The organism is Kosakonia sp. R1.Fl (assembly GCF_023516815.1).
In the GTDB taxonomy this organism is placed as follows: domain Bacteria; phylum Pseudomonadota; class Gammaproteobacteria; order Enterobacterales; family Enterobacteriaceae; genus Kosakonia.
The window spans coordinates 1,380,033-1,403,580 of the sequence record NZ_JAMGSQ010000001.1 but is presented as its reverse complement, the minus strand read 5'-3'; the positions used below and the strand labels follow the sequence as shown (position 1 = coordinate 1,403,580).

Here is a 23,548-nt window from a genome sequence, read left to right as displayed (position 1 = left end):
TTCTCACGCCCTGACGTAATCTGTATCAAGCTGATTTCATCTCTCTCACGCCAAAACATCTTCGGCGTTGTAAGGTTAAGCCTCACGGTTCATTAGTACCGGTTAGCTCAACGCATCGCTGCGCTTACACACCCGGCCTATCAACGTCGTCGTCTTCAACGTTCCTTCAGGAGACCTAAAGTCTCAGGGAGAACTCATCTCGGGGCAAGTTTCGTGCTTAGATGCTTTCAGCACTTATCTCTTCCGCATTTAGCTACCGGGCAGTGCCATTGGCATGACAACCCGAACACCAGTGATGCGTCCACTCCGGTCCTCTCGTACTAGGAGCAGCCCCCCTCAATTCTCCAGCGCCCACGGCAGATAGGGACCGAACTGTCTCACGACGTTCTAAACCCAGCTCGCGTACCACTTTAAATGGCGAACAGCCATACCCTTGGGACCTACTTCAGCCCCAGGATGTGATGAGCCGACATCGAGGTGCCAAACACCGCCGTCGATATGAACTCTTGGGCGGTATCAGCCTGTTATCCCCGGAGTACCTTTTATCCGTTGAGCGATGGCCCTTCCATTCAGAACCACCGGATCACTATGACCTGCTTTCGCACCTGCTCGCGCCGTCACGCTCGCAGTCAAGCCAGCTTATGCCATTGCACTAACCTCCTGATGTCCGACCAGGATTAGCTGACCTTCGTGCTCCTCCGTTACGCTTTAGGAGGAGACCGCCCCAGTCAAACTACCCACCAGACACTGTCCGCAACCCGGGTAACGGGTCCACGTTAGAACACCAGCCATTAAAGGGTGGTATTTCAAGGGCGGCTCCACGCAGACTGGCGTCCACGCTTCAAAGCCTCCCACCTATCCTACACATCAAGGACCAGTGTTCAGTGTCAAGCTATAGTAAAGGTTCACGGGGTCTTTCCGTCTTGCCGCGGGTACACTGCATCTTCACAGCGAGTTCAATTTCACTGAGTCTCGGGTGGAGACAGCCTGGCCATCATTACGCCATTCGTGCAGGTCGGAACTTACCCGACAAGGAATTTCGCTACCTTAGGACCGTTATAGTTACGGCCGCCGTTTACCGGGGCTTCGATCAAGAGCTTCTCCTTACGGATGACCCCATCAATTAACCTTCCGGCACCGGGCAGGCGTCACACCGTATACGTCCACTTTCGTGTTTGCACAGTGCTGTGTTTTTAATAAACAGTTGCAGCCAGCTGGTATCTTCGACTGATTTCAGCTCCACGAGCAAGTCGCTTCACCTACGCATCAGCGTGCCTTCTCCCGAAGTTACGGCACCATTTTGCCTAGTTCCTTCACCCGAGTTCTCTCAAGCGCCTTGGTATTCTCTACCTGACCACCTGTGTCGGTTTGGGGTACGATTTCGTGTTACCTGGAGCTTAGAGGCTTTTCCTGGAAGCAGGGCATTTGTTACTTCAGCACCGTAGTGCCTCGTCATCACGCCTCAGTGTTAAAGTCCTCCGGATTTGCCTGGAGCACACACCTTCACGCTTAAACCGGGACAACCGTCGCCCGGCTAACATAGCCTTCTCCGTCCCCCCTTCGCAGTAACACCAAGTACAGGAATATTAACCTGTTTCCCATCGACTACGCCTTTCGGCCTCGCCTTAGGGGTCGACTCACCCTGCCCCGATTAACGTTGGACAGGAACCCTTGGTCTTCCGGCGAGCGGGCTTTTCACCCGCTTTATCGTTACTTATGTCAGCATTCGCACTTCTGATACCTCCAGCATGCCTCACAGCACACCTTCGCAGGCTTACAGAACGCTCCCCTACCCAACAACACATAAGTGTCGCTGCCGCAGCTTCGGTGCATGGTTTAGCCCCGTTACATCTTCCGCGCAGGCCGACTCGACCAGTGAGCTATTACGCTTTCTTTAAATGATGGCTGCTTCTAAGCCAACATCCTGGCTGTCTGGGCCTTCCCACATCGTTTCCCACTTAACCATGACTTTGGGACCTTAGCTGGCGGTCTGGGTTGTTTCCCTCTTCACGACGGACGTTAGCACCCGCCGTGTGTCTCCCGTGATAACATTCTCCGGTATTCGTAGTTTGCATCGGGTTGGTAAGCCGGGATGGCCCCCTAGCCGAAACAGTGCTCTACCCCCGGAGATGAATTCACGAGGCGCTACCTAAATAGCTTTCGGGGAGAACCAGCTATCTCCCGGTTTGATTGGCCTTTCACCCCCAGCCACAGGTCATCCGCTAATTTTTCAACATTAGTCGGTTCGGTCCTCCAGTTAGTGTTACCCAACCTTCAACCTGCCCATGGCTAGATCACCGGGTTTCGGGTCTATACCCTGCAACTTAACGCCCAGTTAAGACTCGGTTTCCCTTCGGCTCCCCTATTCGGTTAACCTTGCTACAGAATATAAGTCGCTGACCCATTATACAAAAGGTACGCAGTCACACCCCGAAGGATGCTCCCACTGCTTGTACGTACACGGTTTCAGGTTCTTTTTCACTCCCCTCGCCGGGGTTCTTTTCGCCTTTCCCTCACGGTACTGGTTCACTATCGGTCAGTCAGGAGTATTTAGCCTTGGAGGATGGTCCCCCCATATTCAGACAGGATACCACGTGTCCCGCCCTACTCATCGAGCTCACAGCCTGTGTGCTTTTGTGTACGGGGCTGTCACCCTGTATCGCGCGACTTTCCAGACGCTTCCACTAACACACAAGCTGATTCAGGCTCTGGGCTCCTCCCCGTTCGCTCGCCGCTACTGGGGGAATCTCGGTTGATTTCTTTTCCTCGGGGTACTTAGATGTTTCAGTTCCCCCGGTTCGCCTCATTAACCTATGGATTCAGTTAATGATAGTGTGACGAGTCACACTGGGTTTCCCCATTCGGACATCGCCGGCTATAACGGTTCATATCACCTTACCGGCGCTTTTCGCAGATTAGCACGTCCTTCATCGCCTCTGACTGCCAGGGCATCCACCGTGTACGCTTAGTCGCTTAACCTCACAACCCGAAGATGTTTCGTGAAACATCCGCGTGTCGCGAAAATTTGAGAGACTCACAGAACAGTTCGCACTGTTCAGTGTTTCAATTTTCAGCTTGATCCAGATTTTTAAAGAGCAAAACTTCGCAGCACACACAGAATGTGTACTCTGAAGTTTTCTTGTGCCGAACAGTAAAGATGGTGGAGCTATGCGGGATCGAACCGCAGACCTCCTGCGTGCAAAGCAGGCGCTCTCCCAGCTGAGCTATAGCCCCATCGTAGTTAAATCCCGTTACCTTGAATTCGTTACCGGGCGCGGCGTGTTGACGCGAAGCATACTGAAGTATGTGAGCGTTAACACAACAAAGCACGGGAGCGAATTTGGTAGGCCTGAGTGGACTTGAACCACCGACCTCACCCTTATCAGGGGTGCGCTCTAACCACCTGAGCTACAAGCCTGCAGAGATTTTTTACTGCTCGTTATTTCATCAGACAATCTGTGTGGACACTGCAGAGAACGGTTCTTTAAGGTAAGGAGGTGATCCAACCGCAGGTTCCCCTACGGTTACCTTGTTACGACTTCACCCCAGTCATGAATCACAAAGTGGTAAGCGCCCTCCCGAAGGTTAAGCTACCTACTTCTTTTGCAACCCACTCCCATGGTGTGACGGGCGGTGTGTACAAGGCCCGGGAACGTATTCACCGTGGCATTCTGATCCACGATTACTAGCGATTCCGACTTCATGGAGTCGAGTTGCAGACTCCAATCCGGACTACGACGCACTTTATGAGGTCCGCTTGCTCTCGCGAGGTCGCTTCTCTTTGTATGCGCCATTGTAGCACGTGTGTAGCCCTGGTCGTAAGGGCCATGATGACTTGACGTCATCCCCACCTTCCTCCAGTTTATCACTGGCAGTCTCCTTTGAGTTCCCGGCCTAACCGCTGGCAACAAAGGATAAGGGTTGCGCTCGTTGCGGGACTTAACCCAACATTTCACAACACGAGCTGACGACAGCCATGCAGCACCTGTCTCACAGTTCCCGAAGGCACCAAAGCATCTCTGCTAAGTTCTGTGGATGTCAAGACCAGGTAAGGTTCTTCGCGTTGCATCGAATTAAACCACATGCTCCACCGCTTGTGCGGGCCCCCGTCAATTCATTTGAGTTTTAACCTTGCGGCCGTACTCCCCAGGCGGTCTATTTAACGCGTTAGCTCCGGAAGCCACGCCTCAAGGGCACAACCTCCAAATAGACATCGTTTACGGCGTGGACTACCAGGGTATCTAATCCTGTTTGCTCCCCACGCTTTCGCACCTGAGCGTCAGTCTTCGTCCAGGAGGCCGCCTTCGCCACCGGTATTCCTCCAGATCTCTACGCATTTCACCGCTACACCTGGAATTCTACCTCCCTCTACGAGACTCAAGCCTGCCAGTTTCGGATGCAGTTCCCAGGTTGAGCCCGGGGATTTCACATCCGACTTGACAGACCGCCTGCGTGCGCTTTACGCCCAGTAATTCCGATTAACGCTTGCACCCTCCGTATTACCGCGGCTGCTGGCACGGAGTTAGCCGGTGCTTCTTCTGCGGGTAACGTCAATGAGCAAGGTTATTAACCTTACTCCCTTCCTCCCCGCTGAAAGTACTTTACAACCCGAAGGCCTTCTTCATACACGCGGCATGGCTGCATCAGGCTTGCGCCCATTGTGCAATATTCCCCACTGCTGCCTCCCGTAGGAGTCTGGACCGTGTCTCAGTTCCAGTGTGGCTGGTCATCCTCTCAGACCAGCTAGGGATCGTCGCCTAGGTGAGCCGTTACCCCACCTACTAGCTAATCCCATCTGGGCACATCTGATGGCAAGAGGCCCGAAGGTCCCCCTCTTTGGTCTTGCGACGTTATGCGGTATTAGCTACCGTTTCCAGTAGTTATCCCCCTCCATCAGGCAGTTTCCCAGACATTACTCACCCGTCCGCCACTCGTCACCCGAGAGCAAGCTCTCTGTGTTACCGTTCGACTTGCATGTGTTAGGCCTGCCGCCAGCGTTCAATCTGAGCCATGATCAAACTCTTCAATTTAAAAGTTTGATGCTCAATGCTTCTTTATTTCTAAAGAAAAGAACTTCGTAATGAATTACGTGTTCACTCGTTGAGACTTGGTATTCATTTTTCGTCCGAGGACGTTCAAGAATCCAGTCACCCTGAGTGCCCACACAGATTGTCTGATAAATTGTTAAAGAGCAGTGCCGCCTCGCTTTTTGCTGCGGCGCGGGTTGCGTATACTACGCTTTCCCGCTGTGAAGTCAACTGTTTATTTTCAGATTTCTTCACCTGACAGGCCGGTGTGTTTGCCGTTGTGCCGTGTCAGTGGAGGCGCATTATAGGGAGTTAATTCCCGCTGACAACCCTTAATTTCAAAAAACTTTTCAACCGTCTCTTTTTTGCGCAAAACTGCTCTAATGTGCCAGTTTTTCGAGCTTTTTGAACCCATAGCGCTGCAAAACGGGCAATAATTGCGCAGTCTCTGGCGTTAATGCCATGCAATAGGCAATATTCTCATCGGAAGATTTCGCATCCGGCGCTTCGTGTTCAAGCAGCCAGGCAGTACGACGCGCAATTGCCGCGCCTGAATCAATCAAACGCGTTCCTTCCGGCAACACTTGCAGCAACTCGTCTTGCAGTAAAGGAAAGTGCGTACATCCCAGTACCACCGTATCCGGCGGCTCTTTCATGCGCAGCCATGGGCGAAGGATATGTCGCAGCTCATCCAGCGAGACCGTTTCACCATGCAGTTTCGCTTCCGCCAATACAACCAGCTCCGCCGAACCCAGCATCTCAATCCGACACTCATTCGCGAAACGCGAAATCAGTTCGTGAGTATAAGGACGCTTCACCGTACCCCGCGTGGCCAGCAGCCCTACAACACCGTTCGCCGTTAGACGCGCGGCGGGTTTGATGGCAGGCACGACGCCGACGACAGGGAAGGAAAAAGTCTCCCGCAGCGCGGGCAAAGAGACGGTGCTCGCCGTATTACAGGCAATAACAGCCAGTGCGAGGGGGTATTGGGCCTGGACGGCGGTAACGATTTCGACAACACGCTCAACAATAAACGCTTCGCTTTTCTCACCATAGGGGAAAGCGACATTGTCAAACGCGTAGATGTAATGCAGATCCGGCAGGAGATGCCGGATCTCATCATAAACGGATAACCCACCGACGCCGGAGTCAAATACCAGCACGGTGGGACGTGCGTCAGAAGGTGTAGCTGCCAGACAAGGTGTATTCCCGTCCTGCAGTTTGGTAGCCATATGCTGTCTCGTACTCTTTATCGAACAGGTTGGCGATTTTACCACGAACTGTTAAATGAGAGGTCACAGGATATGAGGCAGAAAAATCAACCGTACTATAACTTGGCAAAATACGTTGCTCAGGATTATAGGTTGACGTGCGGTTGTCATAGCGCTTCCCGAAGTACTCCCAGGCCAGATCCATATCGACATTTAATACGGACCAGTCAAGCTGGTACTTCGCCTGACGCTTCGCACGACGCGGCAGCACTTCATTGGTTTCATCATCACGCGGGTCAATATATTGCAGCGTCACGCGATGCGAGAAGATGCCGGTATCTACACTGCCCGTCCACTCAACGCCTTTAATGGTGGCAGAGTTGATGTTGTAGTAAGCCGTATCGCTGTAGGTGATCAGATTTTCAATCTCATAGCGATAGGCAGACAAACGCCAGTCCAGCGGGCCGGTTAAGCCTTCAACACCCGCTTCCCACTGTCTGGACTCTTCCGGTTTCAGGTTCGGGTTGGAAGCAATGCCAAAACGCTTCGCACCAAACTGCTGGCCTAAAGAAGGCGCCAGGAAGCCGGTGCCATAAGAGACGGTCAGACGGTAATTCTCAACGAACTCCCATCCGGCAGCGGTCTGCCAGGTACCATGCCAGCCGAACTCGTCATCTTTATCTTCACGGCCCGAGGCTTCCAGCGTGACATCGCCGAACTGCTGCATCCCGTTCAGGTACAAGCCCGTATTCTCACGCTCATAAGCATCGCGCGTCGTTTTATTCGATGAAACCAGGCGCTCTTGTTTCCAGTCTACGCCCGCGCCAACAGAACCTTTGCCGACATTAACGTTGTTACCCCACTGAATGTATCGCTGCTCCATATCATCCAGCGTGGTGCCATCGTTATAGCGGCCATAAATGCTGCTGTAGTTGTAGTCTTTGCTTTTCTGGTAGCTGGCCAGCAACTGGGACGAATAGATCCCCTCGGCGAAATTCAGTCCGGTATCCCAACCCTGCACAAACAGTTGACGCTCATCGGCGCTATAGTCTGGCGCGAACGGTGGGCTGCCAAGATCGTAATCCACGTTATTGCTAAAGTTGTAGCCGCGAAAGAAGCCGTCGAAGTTGTCGTTGAATTTGTGCTGTAGGCTGCCCCAGAACGTTTTGTTGCGATAACCGTCGCGATCACTGTCGTGATCCCAGGTTGAACCGGGCTGCACATTAAAACCGCGCGTGCTGGTATAAGAACCTGCCGCCGTCGCCACGGTGTCGCCAAAGCGCTGCCGCAGCGTGCCGTCATATGTCTGATAGCCCTTCGAGCCAACGCCGGCATTGATTTGCGATTTCTCATTGCCGGTCATGGTAATGACGTTAACCACCCCGCCAATCGCCCCGGAGCCATACACGGCAGAGCGCGGCCCGCGAATATATTCAACGCGTTGCACTAAAGAGAGCGGGATTTGATTCAGCTCGGGATCGTTGGAAATCCCTGAGCGCGCAACCGGTACGCCATCAATCAGCAGCAGCAGGTGTTTCGCTTCTGTACCCCGCACATAAACCGAGGCGGTTTGACCTAATCCGCCGTTTTGCGCGATATCAACCCCAGGCAGGCGACGCAGCACGTCAACCAGTGAGCGCGACTGCCAGCGATCGATGTCCTCACGCGTCACCACTTCAGTTGGTGCAAGCACCGTCTTAGCGGGTTGTTGAAAACGATTTGCTGTCACCACCAAATTGTCTGAGCTGCTATCTTGCGCCCAGCCGGAAAAAGCTGTGACGGAGAGCGCCGTCAGCAGCGAAGCTTTTTTAATCATTGTGAAAGCATCCACAAAAGAGTAAGGATGCCGCAGGTTCCATCAATAGCACGCGATGATGTCAACCAGATGCGACGTATACCGGCAGGTCTTCGGGCTTGGAGGTACATCAAGAAAGCGACTTCCCACCCAACAGGCAGTGTCTGCTCTCTCACCTTGATCCTTACCGCTGCGCGTCAGCCCCAGATTCTCACTGGGTTCCCTTTTAACTCACAGGACCGGAACAAGGATGCTACATTCTGTAACATATGGATGTCCAGACTGCTAACTGACTATTTAGCTCACATCCGGGGCTGGACATCGCCTGAGCAATGCCTACAATCCCCGCGTTATTCTTAATCACTCAGGAAGCATGATGACCCCCGAACACCTGCCGACAGAACAGTACGAAGCCCAGCTGGCCGAAAAAGTGGTGCGTCTGCAATCAATGATGACGCCTTTTTCCGCGCCGCTTCCGGAGGTGTTCCGCTCACCGGTCAGCCATTACCGTATGCGCGCCGAATTCCGCATCTGGCATGACGGCGACGATCTCTACCACATCATTTTCGATCAGCAGACGAAATCGCGGATCCGCGTGGACAGCTTCCCGGCGGCAAGCGAGCTGATTAACCAATTAATGACGGTAATGATCGAGGCGGTACGCGGCAATAAAACACTGCGTCATAAGCTGTTCCAGATTGATTACCTGAGCACCATGAGCAACCAGGCGATTGTTACTCTGCTCTATCACAAAAAGCTGGATGATGAATGGCAGGCAGAAGCTGCGCACCTGCGTGACGCGCTGCGCGCGCAGAATCTGAATGTGCAGTTAATTGGTCGTGCGACCAAAACCAAAATCGAGCTGGATCAGGATTTTGTCGATGAGCGTCTGCCGGTCGGTGGCAGAGAGATGATCTACCGCCAGGTGGAGAACAGCTTTACGCAGCCTAACGCCGCGATGAATATCCAAATGCTGGAATGGGCGCTTGATGTCACGCGCGATTCAACGGGCGATCTGCTGGAGTTGTATTGCGGCAACGGCAACTTCTCGCTGGCGCTGGCGCGCAATTTCGATCGTGTGCTGGCCACCGAAATCGCCAAACCGTCCGTGGCGGCAGCGCAATACAATATCGCAGCTAACCACATCGATAACGTGCAGATTATCCGCATGTCCGCCGAAGAATTTACGCAGGCGATGAATGGCGTACGCGCTTTTAACCGCTTGCAGGGTATCGATCTTGCGAGCTACCAGTGCGAAACGATTTTCGTCGATCCGCCGCGCAGCGGGCTGGATGCGGAGACCGAGAAAATGGTGCAGGCCTATCCGCGTATTCTGTATATTTCCTGCAACCCGGAAACGCTGTGTAAAAATCTGGAAACATTAAGCCAGACACATGATATTTCACGTCTGGCGCTGTTCGATCAATTCCCGTATACGCACCATATGGAGTGCGGCGTACTGCTTACGCGTAAAAATAAATAGCGCTATATAAAACCCGGCAATTCCGTTTAACGGCTGGCCTGTCAATCAGGCCAGCCGAATAATAGCAGTGAGAGGGAAATGACTGCTGCGCGTAACTATTTATTTATCAGAATAATGACCATTGCGGAACGTGATCGCGCTAACATTATTTTATAATGGTTTGCGAATGTTCTGATGCGGTATTTATATCACCAGAGATATTTGTTCCTAGTATTAAGCGATCAGCCCCGCACGAAACAGGGCTGATAAATAATGCAGTTCACTGGTTATTTATCGGCAATAAAGTGGTCATCATCACCCACCGGAATATAAACGCGAACCCACTCTTTACCGTCGACAATATCCCAGCTGTGACCTTCGCCCGCCGTGTCTGCCGCAAGCAGAACAGTGCCGGGTTCGATGATGAAGGTTGAGCCATCGCTCACCCTGAACTTCAACTTACCTTTCATCGTCACTACGTATTGCTTCTTCGGTGCTGGATGTACTCCTTTCTGCCACTCTTCGAACGTATTGCTGAAGTAGAGATTTTGCGAAGAGAGCTTCGCCAGCGAGGGAACAGAGCCTTTAATAAACGCAGAGTGGTTATCTTGCGTATTAATGAGCTTTATCGCCGGAATACGGTGCTCGCTCTCATTCGTTTTTATTGTATCCGCAGATGCGGCGACCGAAATAACGAAACCGGCCGTGGCTAACAGAAGTTGTGTTATTTTTTTCATCAGGATGTCCAGAGTTAATTTTAACCTGCCACCTGGATCAAGCGATCGTCAGGCAACCGAATAAAATGCCGGATCAGTACATCAGATGAAATGTGTTTTACCGTAGATTTTTTTAATTAATAAATTATTGATGGATTCTGGCAGGGAGTTATTTTGCAAGCGCAGAAGAAAGGAATTAATAATTCCCAACGCTTGATTCATTGGGGATGAAAATCCCCTCTCGCAGGGAGAGGGGATAACGCTTATTCAGAGGCTTCGTGTTTGCGATCGCGCAGACGAAAACCAATCCAGAAAACCAGCACCACCGACAAAACGGCAGGCAGGAAGTTAGAACCGATATCCGGATACTCGGCGCGCACCACCGTACTGTAAATCAGCACACCGAGGATAAAACAGGCGGCGGCAAGGCCTGGCAGCCCCACCGGCATCGTGCGATTTTGATAGCGCTGATGCAGACAATACACCGTCAGCACCAGCGAAATAATCGGGAATATTGAAAACGGTACAATCGAGCTGAACACGGCGGAGAACGTACCGTTAATCGATAAGCCAGCGATGAGCGCCAGCAGCAACGTACCTTTATCTTGACCAGACTGTTTCATTACTCATCCTTCACTCGTCGGTTGATGCGCCAGTTTTTCCTGTTCACGGCGATACCAGTAATACGCGCCTTTTGAAATCATGCGCAATTGTAGTACCAGTCGCTCTTCTAATTGCCTGCGTTGTTCCGCCCCTACATCCAGCGCCTCAGCACCGGCGTTGAAGACAATTGTCACCATCGCTTCGGCTTGCGCTTCAGTGAACGCTCGCGGCATATGGTTTTCGAGTTCAAGGTAGTCGGCAAGTTCCGCAATAAAATGTTGGATCTCACGCGCCACCGCCGCACGAAAGGCTGCGGACGTTCCGGAGCGTTCCCGCAACAGGAGCTGAAAAGCGTTGGGATTATTGCCGATAAATTCCATAAATGTGGAAACCGATGTGCGGATCACGCTACCGCCTTTCGCAATACGCTGACGCGCCTGGCGCATCAACTGGCGCAGCATTAACCCGCTTTCATCCACCATGGTCAGACCGAGTTCATCCACATCCCGAAAATGACGATAAAAAGACGTTGGCGCAATACCTGCCTCACGGGCGACTTCCCGCAGGCTCAGGCTGGCGAAGCTGCGCTCCGCGCTGAGTTGGCTAAATGCGGCTTCGATCAGCGAACGCCGCGTTCTCTCTTTTTGTTGCGCTCTTACACCCATCACGATGTTTGAATCCTTCCAGGGGCCCGCTGGCACTATACCAGAGAATAAATCCGATCCGATTGTACTGGATTGTGACTGATTGTTTACGCGCAGTTTCTTCTTTTTCGTGGCAAAAGAGCACAACGATAATTGGGTTACCGCCGCTTTGATGTTAGTATTATGTTGCTTTTATGTATAAGAACAGGTAAGCCTTACCATGCCACATTCCTACGATTATGATGCAATAGTAATAGGCTCCGGCCCCGGCGGCGAAGGCGCAGCCATGGGCCTGGTTAAACAAGGAGCACGGGTCGCGGTTATTGAGCGTTACCACAATGTCGGCGGCGGCTGTACGCATTGGGGCACCATCCCCTCAAAAGCGTTGCGCCACGCCGTTAGCCGAATTATCGAATTCAACCAAAACCCGCTCTACAGTGACCACACCCGCCTTCTCCGCTCCTCTTTCGCCGATATCCTGAACCATGCTGAAAGCGTGATTAATCAGCAAACGCGCATGCGTCAGGGCTTTTATGAGCGTAACCGCTGCGAAATTTTAGAAGGCAACGCCCATTTTATTGATGACCACACACTGGCGCTGGAGTGCCACGACGGCACTGTCGAAACCATCACCGCCGAAAAATTTGTTATCGCCTGCGGCTCCCGCCCCTACCGTCCGGCCGATGTCGATTTTGCCCATCCGCGCGTTTACGACAGCGACTCGATTCTTGATATGCACCACGAACCCCGCCATGTGATCATCTACGGCGCGGGGGTGATCGGTTGCGAATATGCATCGATCTTCCGTGGTATGAACGTCAAAGTGGATCTGATCAACACCCGCGATCGCCTGCTGGCGTTCCTTGATCAGGAGATGTCGGACTCACTCTCTTATCACTTCTGGAATAGCGGCGTCGTTATCCGCCATAACGAAGAGTACGAGCGTATCGAGCCGCTGGATGACGGGGTGATTATGCACCTGAAATCCGGCAAAAAACTGAAAGCCGACTGCCTGCTCTACGCCAACGGCCGTACCGGGAACACCGACAGCCTGCAACTGGCGAATATTGGCCTTGAAGCGGACGGCCGCGGTCAGTTGAAAGTAAACAGCATGTACCAGACCGCGCTGCCGCACGTCTATGCGGTAGGCGATGTGATTGGTTACCCAAGCCTGGCATCAGCGGCTTATGACCAGGGTCGCATTGCCGCGCAGGCGATGGTCAAAGGCGAAGCTACGGCGCATCTGATTGAAGATATTCCGACCGGGATTTACACCATTCCGGAGATCAGTTCCGTGGGCAAAACCGAACAGCAGCTCACGGCGATGAAAGTGCCGTATGAAGTGGGTCGTGCGCAGTTTAAACACCTGGCGCGGGCGCAGATTGTCGGCATGAATGTCGGTACGCTGAAGATCCTGTTCCACCGCGAAACGAAAGAGATTTTGGGAATTCACTGCTTTGGCGAGCGCGCGGCCGAAATTATTCATATCGGCCAGGCGATTATGGAGCAGAAAGGTGGCGGTAACACCATTGAGTACTTCGTTAACACCACCTTTAACTACCCGACAATGGCGGAAGCCTACCGGGTAGCGGCGCTAAATGGCTTAAACCGCCTGTTTTAACGCTGTGTCGAAATGGCCATCCATCGCACCACGGATGGCCTCTGCCAGCTGCTCATAGCGGCTGCGCAGCGGCGAACCTGGGCGATACACCAGCCCAACCGTGCGTTTCGGTTCAGGTTTGATGCACGGTAAGTAAACCACGCCATCGCGTTTGCGCTCGCGCGGAACGGAAAGCGCAGGCAGCAGCGTGATACCACTCCCGGCGGCGACCATATTGCGCAGCGTTTCCAGGCTGGTTGCGCGGAAATGCGTATCTTCGTCCGCACCCGCTTCGAAGCAGAAGCCCATCGCCTGGTCGCGCAAGCAGTGCCCGTCTTCCAGCATCAGCAGCTTTTCGCCCGCCAGGTCAGCCATCGGCACACATTCGCGGTTCGCCCACGGGTGATCTTCATAAATCGCCAGCATCATTGGCTCATCGTACAGCGGCACCTCAATAAAGGCTTCGCTCTCTTTCACCAGCGCGAGGATCGCACAGTCGAGCTTGCCGCTGTCCAACTGCGCTAAAAGCTGATGCGTCTGCGCTTCATGCAGATACATTTCCAGTTTCGGGAAAGTCTGGTGCAACAGCGGAATGATGTGCGGCAACAGGTAAGGTCCAACGGTTGGGATCAGGCCAATATGCAGCGGGCCGGACATCGTTTCCCCCTGCTGGCTTGCCATTTCCTTCAGCACTTTGACCTCGCGCAGCACAGTGCGCGCCTGATCTACCAGCAACAAACCCGCCTGGGTGAACAGCACTTTGCGACTGGTACGCTCCAGCAGCATTACGCCAAGTTCATCTTCCAGTTTACGGATCTGCCCGCTCAGCGTGGGCTGGCTGACGTGGCAAGAATCGGCTGCACGGCGAAAATGGCGGTGTTCGGCTAACGCCACCAGGTACTCAAGATCACGAATATTCATTATTCATCCTCCGTCGCCACGATAGTTCGTGGCGATAGATAGCATAGCAACGAACGATTATCCCTATCAAGCATTCTGTTCAATAATTAGCACCAGAAACGAAGCGGCACCTCAGCTTGACCCGTGATGAGGCAACTACCCTCTGTTTCTCTCTGAACAACTAAAGCCAACGTGAACGTTTTGCGGACCTTAGCGTCCGCTTTTTTTTGCATAAAAAAGCCCGGCGTAACGCCAGGCTCCTGTTTGCAAACCGCGCCCCACTTACACCAACCGCGCCTTCGCATCCGCAATGGCCTGCGCGACCTGCACCGGTGACACGCCGCCTTTCGCCGCGCGTTTATCAAGGCAGGATTGCAGTGACAGAATGGGATAAACATCGTCGCCAATCACATCGCTGAATTTTTGTAGATCGGCAAGTGGCAGATCTTCCAGCGGTTTGCCTTGGCGAATCGCTTCCACCACCGCTTCACCAACGATGTGGTGCGCTTCGCGAAACGGTACACCTTTCGCGACAAGGTAATCCGCCAGTTCAGTGGCATTAGCGTAACCCTGCTGCGCCGCTTCCTGACAACGCGGGCGTTTCACCTGAATGCCGTCCAGCACCAGCGCCGCCATGTGCAGGCAGTCAAGCCAGGTGTCGAGCGCGTCGAACAGCCCTTCTTTGTCTTCCTGCATATCTTTGTTGTACGCCAGCGGCAGGCCTTTAAGCGTCATCATCATGCCGGTTAACGCGCCCTGCACACGGCCGCATTTACCACGGATCAGCTCCAGCGCATCCGGGTTTTTCTTTTGCGGCATCAGTGAAGAACCAGAGGTTACGCGGTCAGAAAGCTCAACAAACGCCGCTTCGCCGGAGTTAAAGAAAATCAGATCTTCGGCAAAGCGCGACAGATGCACCATACCGATTGAAGCGTCAGAGAGCAGTTCCAGCACGTGGTCGCGGTCGGATACGCTGTCCAGGCTGTTGCGGGTTGCCGAGGCAAAACCCAGCCAGCCCGCTAACTGCTCACGGTCGATTTCATAAGCCGTTCCCGCCAGCGCGCCGCTGCCCAGCGGGCTGACATCCAGGCGTTTTAGCGTATCCTGCAAGCGGCTTTCATCACGCGCCAGCATCTCAACATAGGCCAGCGACCAGTGCGCGAACGTCACCGGCTGCGCGCGTTGCAGGTGCGTATAACCAGGCATGACTGCGTCCTGGTTATTTTCCGCCGTCACCACCAGCGCGCTCTGCAACTGGCGATTCGCCAGCAGCAATTCACTGATGGTGTCTTTACACCACAGTTTCAGATCGGTCGCTACCTGGTCATTACGGCTGCGCCCGGTGTGCAGTTTTTTGCCCAGTTGACCCACTTTGTCGATCAACTTGCCTTCCACCCAACTGTGAATATCTTCCGCGTCGCTTTGCAGGATCTGCTGCGGATTAGCGCGCACCTCTTCCAGCAGATTATTCAACGCTTCTTCCAGTTGCTGCTGCTCAGCCGCAGTCAGCACGCCAACGGTCACCAGCGCTTTAGACCAGGCCACAGAGCCAACGATATCCTGCTCCGCCAGGCGATAGTCAAAGCGCAAAGAGTCGTTGAACTGTTTGAACCGTTGATCCGCTGCCTGAGTAAAACGCCCGCCCCAAAGTGCCATAGTTTGCTTCCTTCTCTTTATCCGTTTTGCCGGACGGCGCAGCGCCTGCCCGGCCTACATAAATTGTTGTGTCGTTACGCCAGAATACGGGTGCCGATCGGCGTGCCGTTAAACAGCGCGGGTAGCTGCTCGGCATGACGCCAGGAGGCGATATCCACCGGGCGACCCAGCGTGCGCGCCGCGTCCAGCGCCGCGTTCACTTTTACGATCATGCCATCGGTAATGATGCCCTGGGCGATCAGTTGCTCCGCTTTCGCCGCCGTCATCTCGGCGATACGCTGGCCTTTGCCATCCAGAATACCGCTTACATCGGAGAGCAGAATCAGATCTGCGCCCAATGTTGCAGCCAGTGCGGTTGCTGCCTGGTCGGCGTTGACGTTCATCAGCTCACCTTCATCGGTGACGCCGATGGAGCTGATCACCGGCAAAAAGCCGCCATCAAGCAGCGCATTGATCAGTTTCGGTGAACCCGGTTGTGCCAGGCCGACATGCCCCAGCTCTTCATCCAGTTGCGTCACTTTCACGCTGTCGCCATCACCGAGGAACAGGCCGACAGAGGCGATATGGTGTTTCTTCGCCCACGCCAGCAGGGTTTTGTTGGCCGTACCGGCCAGCGCACCGGTGATGATGTCAATCTGATCCGCCGGGGTTACGCGCAGGCCATTTTTCTTTTTAACCGGCAGGTTAAGCTGTTTCATCAGCTCATCCACCACGCAGCCGCCGCCGTGGACAATCACTAACGGGCGCTGATGAGACTCACGATAGTGCACCAGTGCCGTAAACAAACGCTCCAGCGCTTCCTCGCTATCCAGCAGTACGCCACCGAGCTTAATAATTAATGGATTCATCATCACGCCTGTTCAATTAAATAAGTGACTGAGTTTCAGCATAGCCAAAACGAATATTCGCGCACTGTACTGCCTGCGCCGCCGCGCCTTTCAGCAGGTTATCTTCCGTGGCGACGACAATCAGGTGCTCATCCTGTACCGCAAAACCGATATCGCAGAACGGCAGGCCAACCACGTTTTTCAACGCCGGAACGCCTTTGTCATACAGACGCACCAGCGGTTTATCGCCATACGCTTGTTTGAATACATCCGCCACCTGTGCGTGGGTAACGCCCGGTTGCAAACGGCAGGTAATAGTTTCAAGGATCCCACGCGGGAAGCTCGCCAGGTGCGGGGTGAAGATCACACTCGCGCCAAGGTGAGTAGCGATTTCCGGATGGTGGCGATGGTTGAAAACACCGTACGGTTGCAGGCTCACTTCGCAGAAACTGTTAGAAAGCGCCGCTTTGCGCCCCGCGCCGCTTACGCCGCTGGTGGCGTTGATCACCGGCCACTGGTTCAGATCCAGCAGCCCGGCGTCGATCAGCGGTTTTAACGACAACTGCGCCGCCGTCGGATAGCACCCCGGCACGGCAATTAATTGCGCTTCTTTCAGTTTGTCATGGTTCCACTCCGCCAGCCCATACACCGCCTGTGCCAGCAGATCGGTATGCTGATGGGTGAAGCCGTAGAATTTTTCGTAAAACGCGGGATCGTTAACGCGGAACGCACCAGAGAGATCGAACACCACGCATCCCGCCGCCAGGCAGGTTGGCGCCAGATCGTGGCTCACTTCATGGGCGGTGGCGAGGAAGACAACATCCACGCCCTCCAGGAAATCGCCAATATCGGACATCGGTTGTAACGGGAGATCAACAATGCCTTTCAACTGCGGATGTAAATCAGAGATACATTTTCCTGCATCATTACTTTGCGCAGAAACCGTCAAAGCGGTTATGTTCATATGAGGATGGCGATTTACATAGGTCACTAGCTCTGCACCAGCATAACCGCTGGCACCCACAATTAATGTGTTCAACATTGGGGCGGTTTACCTTCTTACGTCATGTGTGCCAGGGAAAGACTCGGCATCAATCCCGCGTCGCTGAGCAAAGTCGCCGCATGGGTTCCTTTACGCTCAACATTAATGTATTTTTATTCACATTTAGTGCATGAATATTGATACTATCACGAACTCAGGTATGTCAACAATGAAAATGAATTTGCCACCATTTATCGAGATCTACCGCGCCCTGATAGCCACGCCGTCGATCAGCGCGACGGAAGAAGCGCTGGATCAGAGCAATGCGTCTTTAATCAATTTGCTGGCTGGATGGTTTGGCGATCTCGGTTTCAAGGTTGAAGTGCAGCCGGTTCCCGGCACCCGTAACAAATTCAATATGCTTGCCAGTGCCGGAACCGGCGCGGGCGGCCTGTTGCTGACCGGTCACACCGACACAGTGCCGTTTGATGATGGTCGCTGGACGCGCGACCCGTTTACGCTCACCGAGCATGACAACAAGCTCTACGGTCTGGGCACCGCCGACATGAAAGGCTTTTTCGCCTTTATTCTTGATGCGCTGCGTGACGTTGATGTGACAAAACTGAGCAAGCCGCTATATGTGCTCGCCACCGCCGATGAAGAGACCAGCATGGCTGGTGCGCGCTATTTCTCCGAGAACACGCAGCTGCGCCCGGACTGCGCCATCATCGGCGAACCGACCTCTTTACAGCCGGTGCGTGCGCACAAAGGCCATATCTCCAATGCGATTCGCATTCTTGGTCAATCGGGCCACTCCAGCGATCCGGCGCGCGGCGTCAACGCCATCGAACTGATGCACGATGCCATCGGCCATATTCTGCAACTGCGCGACAGTCTGAAAGAACGCTATCACTATGACGCGTTCACCGTGCCCTATCCGACGCTGAACCTTGGGCATATTCACGGTGGTGATGCGGCAAACCGTATCTGCGCCTGTTGCGAACTGCATATGGATATTCGTCCGCTACCGGGCATGACGCTTAACGATCTCAATGGGCTGTTAAACGATGCGCTGGAGCCGGTAAGTTCCCGCTGGCCGGGTCGTTTAACCATTTCCGAGCTGCACCCGCCGATTCCGGGATACGAATGCCCGCCAGATCATCAACTGGTAGAAGTGGTAGAAAAACTGCTCGGCATCGAAACCGAAGTAGTGAACTACTGCACCGAAGCGCCTTTTATTCAGACGCTTTGCCCAACGCTGGTGCTGGGGCCGGGGTCTATCAACCAGGCACACCAGCCGGATGAATATCTGGAAACCCGCTTTATTAAACCAACGCGTGAACTCATCACCCAGGTTGTTCATCATTTCTGCTGGCGCTGACGTGTTTTTCGTTTTTTACCCCCTCGAATGAGGGGGTTTTTATGGACGGAAAAGCGTGACAATTGTCACGATCCCATAAGCAATACTTATTGGACACGATGCGAATTAAATTTCGTAAATTGCCGACATTTATTCGTTTGCTGAAGCGATTTCGCAACAATTGACGCGGTGGGTTTTACGTGGCTTTATAAAAGACGGTGTCTTATATCTGCTCAACGGCAGGTATAACAAAATAAAATGAGATGGGGTGTCTGGGGTAACATGAACGAACAATATTCCGCTTTGCGTAGTAATGTCAGTATGCTCGGCAAACTGCTGGGAGATACCATTAAGGATGCTCTCGGCGAGAACATTCTCGACCGGGTAGAAACAATCCGCAAGCTGTCCAAATCTTCCCGCGCCGGGAATGAAGCCAGCCGTCAGGAACTGCTCACCACCTTGCAGAATCTGTCCAATGACGAACTGCTGCCGGTAGCACGCGCGTTTAGCCAGTTCCTGAACCTTGCTAACACCGCTGAGCAATACCATAGCATTTCAGCGAAAGGTGAAGCGGCCAGCAACCCGGAAGTGATTGCCCAGACCATCAGAAAGCTGAAAGACCAACCCAATCTCAACGAAGCCACGATTATCAACGCGATTGAATCACTGTCGCTGGAGCTGGTGCTGACTGCGCACCCGACCGAAATCACTCGCCGTACGCTGATCCACAAAATGGTGGAAGTGAACAACTGCTTAAAGCAGCTGGATAACAGCGATATCGCCGATTATGAACGCCACCAGCTGATGCGCCGCTTGCGCCAGTTGATTGCCCAGTCCTGGCATACCGATGAAATCCGCAGAAACCGCCCGAGCCCGGTAGATGAAGCCAAATGGGGCTTTGCGGTGGTGGAAAACAGCCTGTGGGAAGGCGTACCAAACTATCTGCGCGAGCTGAACGAACAGCTGGAAGAGAACCTCAATTACAAACTGCCGGTGGATTTTGTTCCGGTGCGTTTTACCTCGTGGATGGGCGGCGACCGTGACGGCAACCCGAACGTTACCGCCGATATCACCCGCCATGTCCTGCTGCTCAGCCGCTGGAAAGCAACCGATCTGTTCCTGAAGGACGTTCAGTTGCTGATTTCCGAACTGTCGATGGTGGAGTGTACCGACGAGTTGCGCGAACTGGCGGGCGCAGAAGGAGCGCGCGAACCGTATCGCTACCTGATGAAGAAGCTGCGCGGCGATCTGATGGCCACCCAGGCCTGGCTGGAAGCGCGCCTGAAAGGCCAGAAATTACCGAAACCGGCCGGGCTGCTGACGCAAAACGAGCAACTGTGGGAACCGCTCTACGCCTGTTATAAATCGTTGCAGGCCTGCGGCATGGGCATTATCGCCAATGGTGAACTGCTCGATACATTACGCCGCGTGAAGAGTTTTGGCGTGCCGCTGGTGCGCATCGATATTCGCCAGGAGAGCACCCGTCATACGGAGGCGCTGGGCGAATTAACGCGTTACCTGGGTATTGGCGACTACGAAAGCTGGTCGGAAGCGGACAAACAGGCATTCCTGATCCGCGAACTGAACTCTAAACGTCCGCTGCTGCCGCGCCAGTGGGAGCCAAGCGAAGAGACCCGCGAAGTGCTGGACACCTGCCGGGTGATCGCCGAAGCGCCGCGCGGATCTATCGCCGCGTATGTGATCTCAATGGCGAAGACACCTTCAGACGTACTGGCAGTTCACCTGCTGCTGAAAGAAGCCGGTATCGGTTTTGCGCTGCCGGTCGCGCCGCTGTTTGAAACCCTTGATGACCTGAATAACGCCGACGACGTGATGACCCAGTTGCTGAATATCGACTGGTATCGCGGCTTTATCCAGGGCAAACAGATGGTGATGATTGGCTACTCCGACTCGGCGAAAGACGCGGGCGTGATGGCCGCTTCATGGGCGCAATACCAGGCGCAGGACGCGTTAATCAAAACCTGCGAGAAAGCCGGTATTGAGCTGACATTGTTCCACGGTCGCGGCGGCTCTATTGGCCGTGGCGGCGCACCGGCTCATGCCGCACTGCTTTCGCAACCGCCAGGCAGCCTGAAAGGCGGCTTACGCGTCACCGAACAGGGCGAAATGATTCGTTTCAAATACGGTCTGCCGGAAGTCACCATCAGCAGCTTGTCGCTCTATACCAGCGCCATCATGGAAGCCAACCTGCTGCCGCCGCCGGAGCCAAAAACCGAGTGGCGCCATATTATGGACGAGCTGTCGGATATCTCCTGCGATATGTACCGTGGCTATGTGCGTGAAAACAAAGATTTCGTACCGTATTTCCGCTCCGCCACGCCGGAACAGGAACTGGGCAAACTGCCGCTGGGTTCTCGCCCGGCGAAACGTCGCCCGACCGGCGGCGTTGAATCGCTGCGCGCAATCCCGTGGATCTTCGCCTGGACGCAAAACCGCCTGATGCTGCCAGCCTGGCTGGGCGCGGGCGCGGCATTGCAGAAAGTGGTGGAAGACGGCAAACAGAGCGAGCTGGAAGCCATGTGCCGCGACTGGCCATTCTTCTCCACCCGGCTTGGCATGCTGGAAATGGTGTTCTCGAAAGCCGACCTGTGGCTGGCAGAATATTACGATCAGCGCCTGGTGAAACCCGAACTGTGGGCGCTGGGTAGCGAACTGCGCAAACTGCTGGAAGCGGATATCAACGTGGTGCTGGCAATCGCCAACGATTCGCACTTAATGGCCGATCTGCCGTGGATCGCCGAATCTATCCAGCTGCGTAATATCTATACCGACCCGCTGAACGTGTTGCAGGCCGAGCTGCTGCACCGCTCGCGCCTTGCGGAAGAGGAAGGCAAAGAGCCGGATCATCGCGTTGAGCAAGCGCTAATGGTCACGATCGCCGGGGTGGCTGCGGGTATGCGTAATACCGGCTAATTGAGCGGTTATCGCAAAAGGCCACACTGGTTGTGGCCTTTTTTGATCCTGCCAGTTAAGGTTGTCCCTTCGCCAGCAACCAAAGGGACACCATGAGTCTCGATGTCAGCTATCTTATCTCGCGCCTGATAAACGGCCCGGCTCCGCTACGGCAGATATGCTTTGCGGGCGTGACCGGAACCGCGCCTGCGCAGGCCTGCCAGGTAGATTTCCCGCGCCTGGAAATTGTGCTGGAAGGAACAGTAACCGATACGGGTATCAATGGCGAAACCGCGCGAATGTCACAGCACGACGTGCTGTATGTTCCCGCAGGTAGCTGGAATCACCCACAATGGCAGCTACCGGCCACCACCTTGAGCGTGCTGTTTGGCAAGCAACAGCTCAGTTTTAACGTCACGCAGTGGGATGGCGCCATGCTGCAAAACCTGGCGAAACAGCATGTTGCGCGTCGCGGCCCGCGCGTCGGCTCCTTCCTGCTACAAACCCTGCATGAAATGCAGATGCAGCCGCATGAACAGCAAACCGCACGCCTGATCGTCACCAGCCTGCTCAGCCATTGTCATGACTTGCTCGGCAGCCAGATCCAAACGGCTTCGCGCAGCCAGGCGCTGTTCGAAGCCGTTCGCGACTATATCGACGAAAATTACGCTTTACCGCTTACGCGCGAATCAGTGGCGCAGGCGTTTTATATTTCACCCAATTACCTGTCGCACCTGTTTCAGAAAACCGGTTCTGTTGGTTTCAACGAATACCTGACTCATACCCGGCTGGAACACGCCAAAACGCTGCTCAAAGGGTACGACTTAAAAGTGAAAGAAGTGGCGCACAGCTGTGGGTTTGTTGACAGCAACTACTTCTGCCGCCTGTTTCGAAAAAACACGGAACGCTCCCCCTCGGAATACCGCCAGCAGTATCACAGCCATCTCAGCGAAAAAACCCCGCAGGACGAATAACGCCAGAACTGGATTTTTGTACGTTAAAAAAGCCACTTTTGTTTCAACAGCACTCTACAACGGCTCTTTTCATCAACTATCACGCAACTTGTGAACCAGCTCGCACTTTGCTCTCTCGATCACATTTGTCCAGTGTTTGGCAGATTTGTTATATGGCGAGCACACAACCCGCGCTCTTATGCTGTGTGCAGAAACGCTATATGAGGAAGCATGATGGAACTGTATCTGGACACCGCAAACGTAGCGGAAGTGGAGCGCCTGGCGCGCATTTACCCGCTGGCGGGTGTAACCACCAATCCGAGCATTATCGCCGCCGGTAAAGACGCCCTGTGGGATGTATTGCCCCGCCTGCAACGCGTTATTGGCCCACAAGGAACGCTGTTTGCCCAGGTGATGAGCCGCGAAGCAGTTAGCATGGTGGCGGAGGCCAAACGCCTCAATAACGCCGTGCCGGATATCGTGGTCAAAATTCCGGTCACTGCTGAAGGCCTGGCCGCCATCAAACAACTGAAAAAAGAGGGCATTGTCACGCTGGGTACGGCAGTTTACAGCGCCGCGCAGGGGCTGCTTGCCGCGCTGGCGGGTGCCAAATATGTCGCCCCGTATGTTAACCGCGTCGATGCACAGGGCGGAGACGGGATCCGCATGGTGCAGGAGCTGCAAACCCTGCTGAAACTCCATGCGCCAGAGAGCAAAGTGCTGGCCGCGAGTTTTAAAACGCCGCGCCAGGCACTGGAGTGTTTGTTGGTCGGATGCGAAGCAATCACGCTCCCATTAGATGTAGCGCAACAAATGCTCAATACGCCCGCAGTAGAGTCAGCCATTGAGAAGTTTGAACAGGACTGGAAAACAGCTTTTGGCAACCTCAACTTGTAAGG

15 protein-coding genes, 2 tRNA genes, 2 rRNA genes and 1 riboswitch are annotated in these 23,548 nt (G+C 54.0%); of the genes, 6 read left to right on the top strand and 13 right to left on the bottom strand.

Annotated features, from left to right (window positions below; all coding sequences use genetic code 11):
• Positions 1-71: 71 nt before the first annotated feature.
• From M8Q36_RS06630 to btuB, 6 genes are all read right to left on the bottom strand, one after another.
• A 23S ribosomal RNA gene (locus tag M8Q36_RS06630) occupies positions 72-2,979 on the bottom strand.
• A 179-nt stretch (positions 2,980-3,158) separates the two neighbouring features.
• A tRNA-Ala gene (locus tag M8Q36_RS06625) sits at positions 3,159-3,234 on the bottom strand.
• Between the two features lie 107 nt (positions 3,235-3,341).
• Positions 3,342-3,418: transfer RNA gene (locus M8Q36_RS06620), tRNA-Ile, on the bottom strand.
• 72 nt (positions 3,419-3,490) lie between these two features.
• A 16S ribosomal RNA gene (locus tag M8Q36_RS06615) occupies positions 3,491-5,030 on the bottom strand.
• The 16S and 23S rRNA genes sit together here with 2 tRNA genes alongside, the layout of an rRNA operon.
• Positions 5,031-5,407: 377 nt before the next feature.
• Positions 5,408-6,259, bottom strand: coding sequence for a glutamate racemase (gene murI / locus M8Q36_RS06610; protein ID WP_249880390.1), 852 nt, complete (start codon positions 6,257-6,259; stop codon positions 5,408-5,410).
• Positions 6,204-8,054 (bottom strand): TonB-dependent vitamin B12 receptor BtuB, encoded by a 1,851-nt coding sequence (btuB, locus tag M8Q36_RS06605; RefSeq protein ID WP_249880389.1) that lies wholly within the window; start codon positions 8,052-8,054, stop codon positions 6,204-6,206. Before btuB ends, murI begins: the two co-directional genes overlap by 56 nt.
• Positions 8,055-8,120: 66 nt before the next feature.
• Positions 8,121-8,292, bottom strand: a riboswitch (cobalamin riboswitch).
• Between the two features lie 117 nt (positions 8,293-8,409).
• On the opposite strand from btuB, the gene trmA reads away from it, so the two are divergent.
• A complete protein-coding gene (gene trmA, locus M8Q36_RS06600) occupies positions 8,410-9,516 on the top strand; it encodes a tRNA (uridine(54)-C5)-methyltransferase TrmA (RefSeq protein ID WP_249882725.1) in 1,107 nt (368 codons plus the stop codon).
• Positions 9,517-9,782: 266 nt separating this feature from the next.
• Here trmA and M8Q36_RS06595 read toward each other — a convergent pair whose 3' ends face one another.
• From M8Q36_RS06595 to fabR, 3 genes are all read right to left on the bottom strand, one after another.
• Complete coding sequence (locus M8Q36_RS06595; RefSeq protein ID WP_249880388.1) at positions 9,783-10,232, bottom strand: cupin domain-containing protein; 450 nt, start codon at positions 10,230-10,232, stop codon at positions 9,783-9,785.
• Between the two features lie 242 nt (positions 10,233-10,474).
• Positions 10,475-10,834, bottom strand: a complete 360-nt coding sequence (locus M8Q36_RS06590) for a YijD family membrane protein (RefSeq protein ID WP_020455977.1) — start codon at positions 10,832-10,834, stop codon at positions 10,475-10,477.
• Positions 10,835-10,837: 3 nt separating this feature from the next.
• Positions 10,838-11,482 (bottom strand): HTH-type transcriptional repressor FabR, encoded by a 645-nt coding sequence (gene fabR, locus M8Q36_RS06585; RefSeq protein WP_017459617.1) that lies wholly within the window; start codon positions 11,480-11,482, stop codon positions 10,838-10,840.
• A 196-nt stretch (positions 11,483-11,678) separates the two neighbouring features.
• Between fabR and sthA the strand changes: the two genes are divergently transcribed.
• Entirely contained in the window at positions 11,679-13,079 is a 1,401-nt protein-coding gene (gene sthA / locus M8Q36_RS06580) for a Si-specific NAD(P)(+) transhydrogenase (RefSeq protein ID WP_044489539.1), read from the top strand.
• On the opposite strand, the gene oxyR is transcribed toward sthA, so the two are convergent.
• From oxyR to argC, 4 genes are all read right to left on the bottom strand, one after another.
• Positions 13,062-13,979 carry a DNA-binding transcriptional regulator OxyR gene (oxyR, locus tag M8Q36_RS06575; RefSeq protein WP_017459619.1) on the bottom strand — a complete coding sequence of 306 codons (918 nt, stop codon included), beginning with the start codon at positions 13,977-13,979 and terminating at the stop codon, positions 13,062-13,064. The two genes, sthA and oxyR, sit on opposite strands and share 18 nt — an antisense overlap.
• Before the next feature lie 261 nt (positions 13,980-14,240).
• Positions 14,241-15,614, bottom strand: coding sequence for an argininosuccinate lyase (argH, locus tag M8Q36_RS06570; protein WP_045512284.1), 1,374 nt, complete (start codon positions 15,612-15,614; stop codon positions 14,241-14,243).
• 74 nt (positions 15,615-15,688) lie between these two features.
• On the bottom strand, positions 15,689-16,465 hold the full coding sequence (gene argB / locus M8Q36_RS06565) for an acetylglutamate kinase (RefSeq protein ID WP_020455972.1): 777 nt from the start codon (positions 16,463-16,465) through the stop codon (positions 15,689-15,691).
• A gap of 13 nt (positions 16,466-16,478) precedes the next feature.
• Positions 16,479-17,483 carry an N-acetyl-gamma-glutamyl-phosphate reductase gene (argC, locus tag M8Q36_RS06560; protein WP_045512287.1) on the bottom strand — a complete coding sequence of 335 codons (1,005 nt, stop codon included), beginning with the start codon at positions 17,481-17,483 and terminating at the stop codon, positions 16,479-16,481.
• Positions 17,484-17,652: 169 nt separating this feature from the next.
• On the opposite strand from argC, the gene argE reads away from it, so the two are divergent.
• From argE to fsa, 4 genes are all read left to right on the top strand, one after another.
• The gene (argE, locus tag M8Q36_RS06555) at positions 17,653-18,804 is read left to right on the top strand and encodes an acetylornithine deacetylase (protein WP_249880387.1); all 1,152 of its coding nucleotides are present in this window, start codon (positions 17,653-17,655) and stop codon (positions 18,802-18,804) included.
• Positions 18,805-19,065: 261 nt separating this feature from the next.
• The gene (gene ppc / locus M8Q36_RS06550) at positions 19,066-21,717 is read left to right on the top strand and encodes a phosphoenolpyruvate carboxylase (protein WP_200553156.1); all 2,652 of its coding nucleotides are present in this window, start codon (positions 19,066-19,068) and stop codon (positions 21,715-21,717) included.
• 92 nt (positions 21,718-21,809) lie between these two features.
• Positions 21,810-22,670 carry an AraC family transcriptional regulator gene (locus M8Q36_RS06545; protein ID WP_249880386.1) on the top strand — a complete coding sequence of 287 codons (861 nt, stop codon included), beginning with the start codon at positions 21,810-21,812 and terminating at the stop codon, positions 22,668-22,670.
• A 213-nt stretch (positions 22,671-22,883) separates the two neighbouring features.
• Positions 22,884-23,546 carry a fructose-6-phosphate aldolase gene (fsa, locus tag M8Q36_RS06540; protein WP_249882724.1) on the top strand — a complete coding sequence of 221 codons (663 nt, stop codon included), beginning with the start codon at positions 22,884-22,886 and terminating at the stop codon, positions 23,544-23,546.
• Positions 23,547-23,548: the final 2 nt, after the last annotated feature.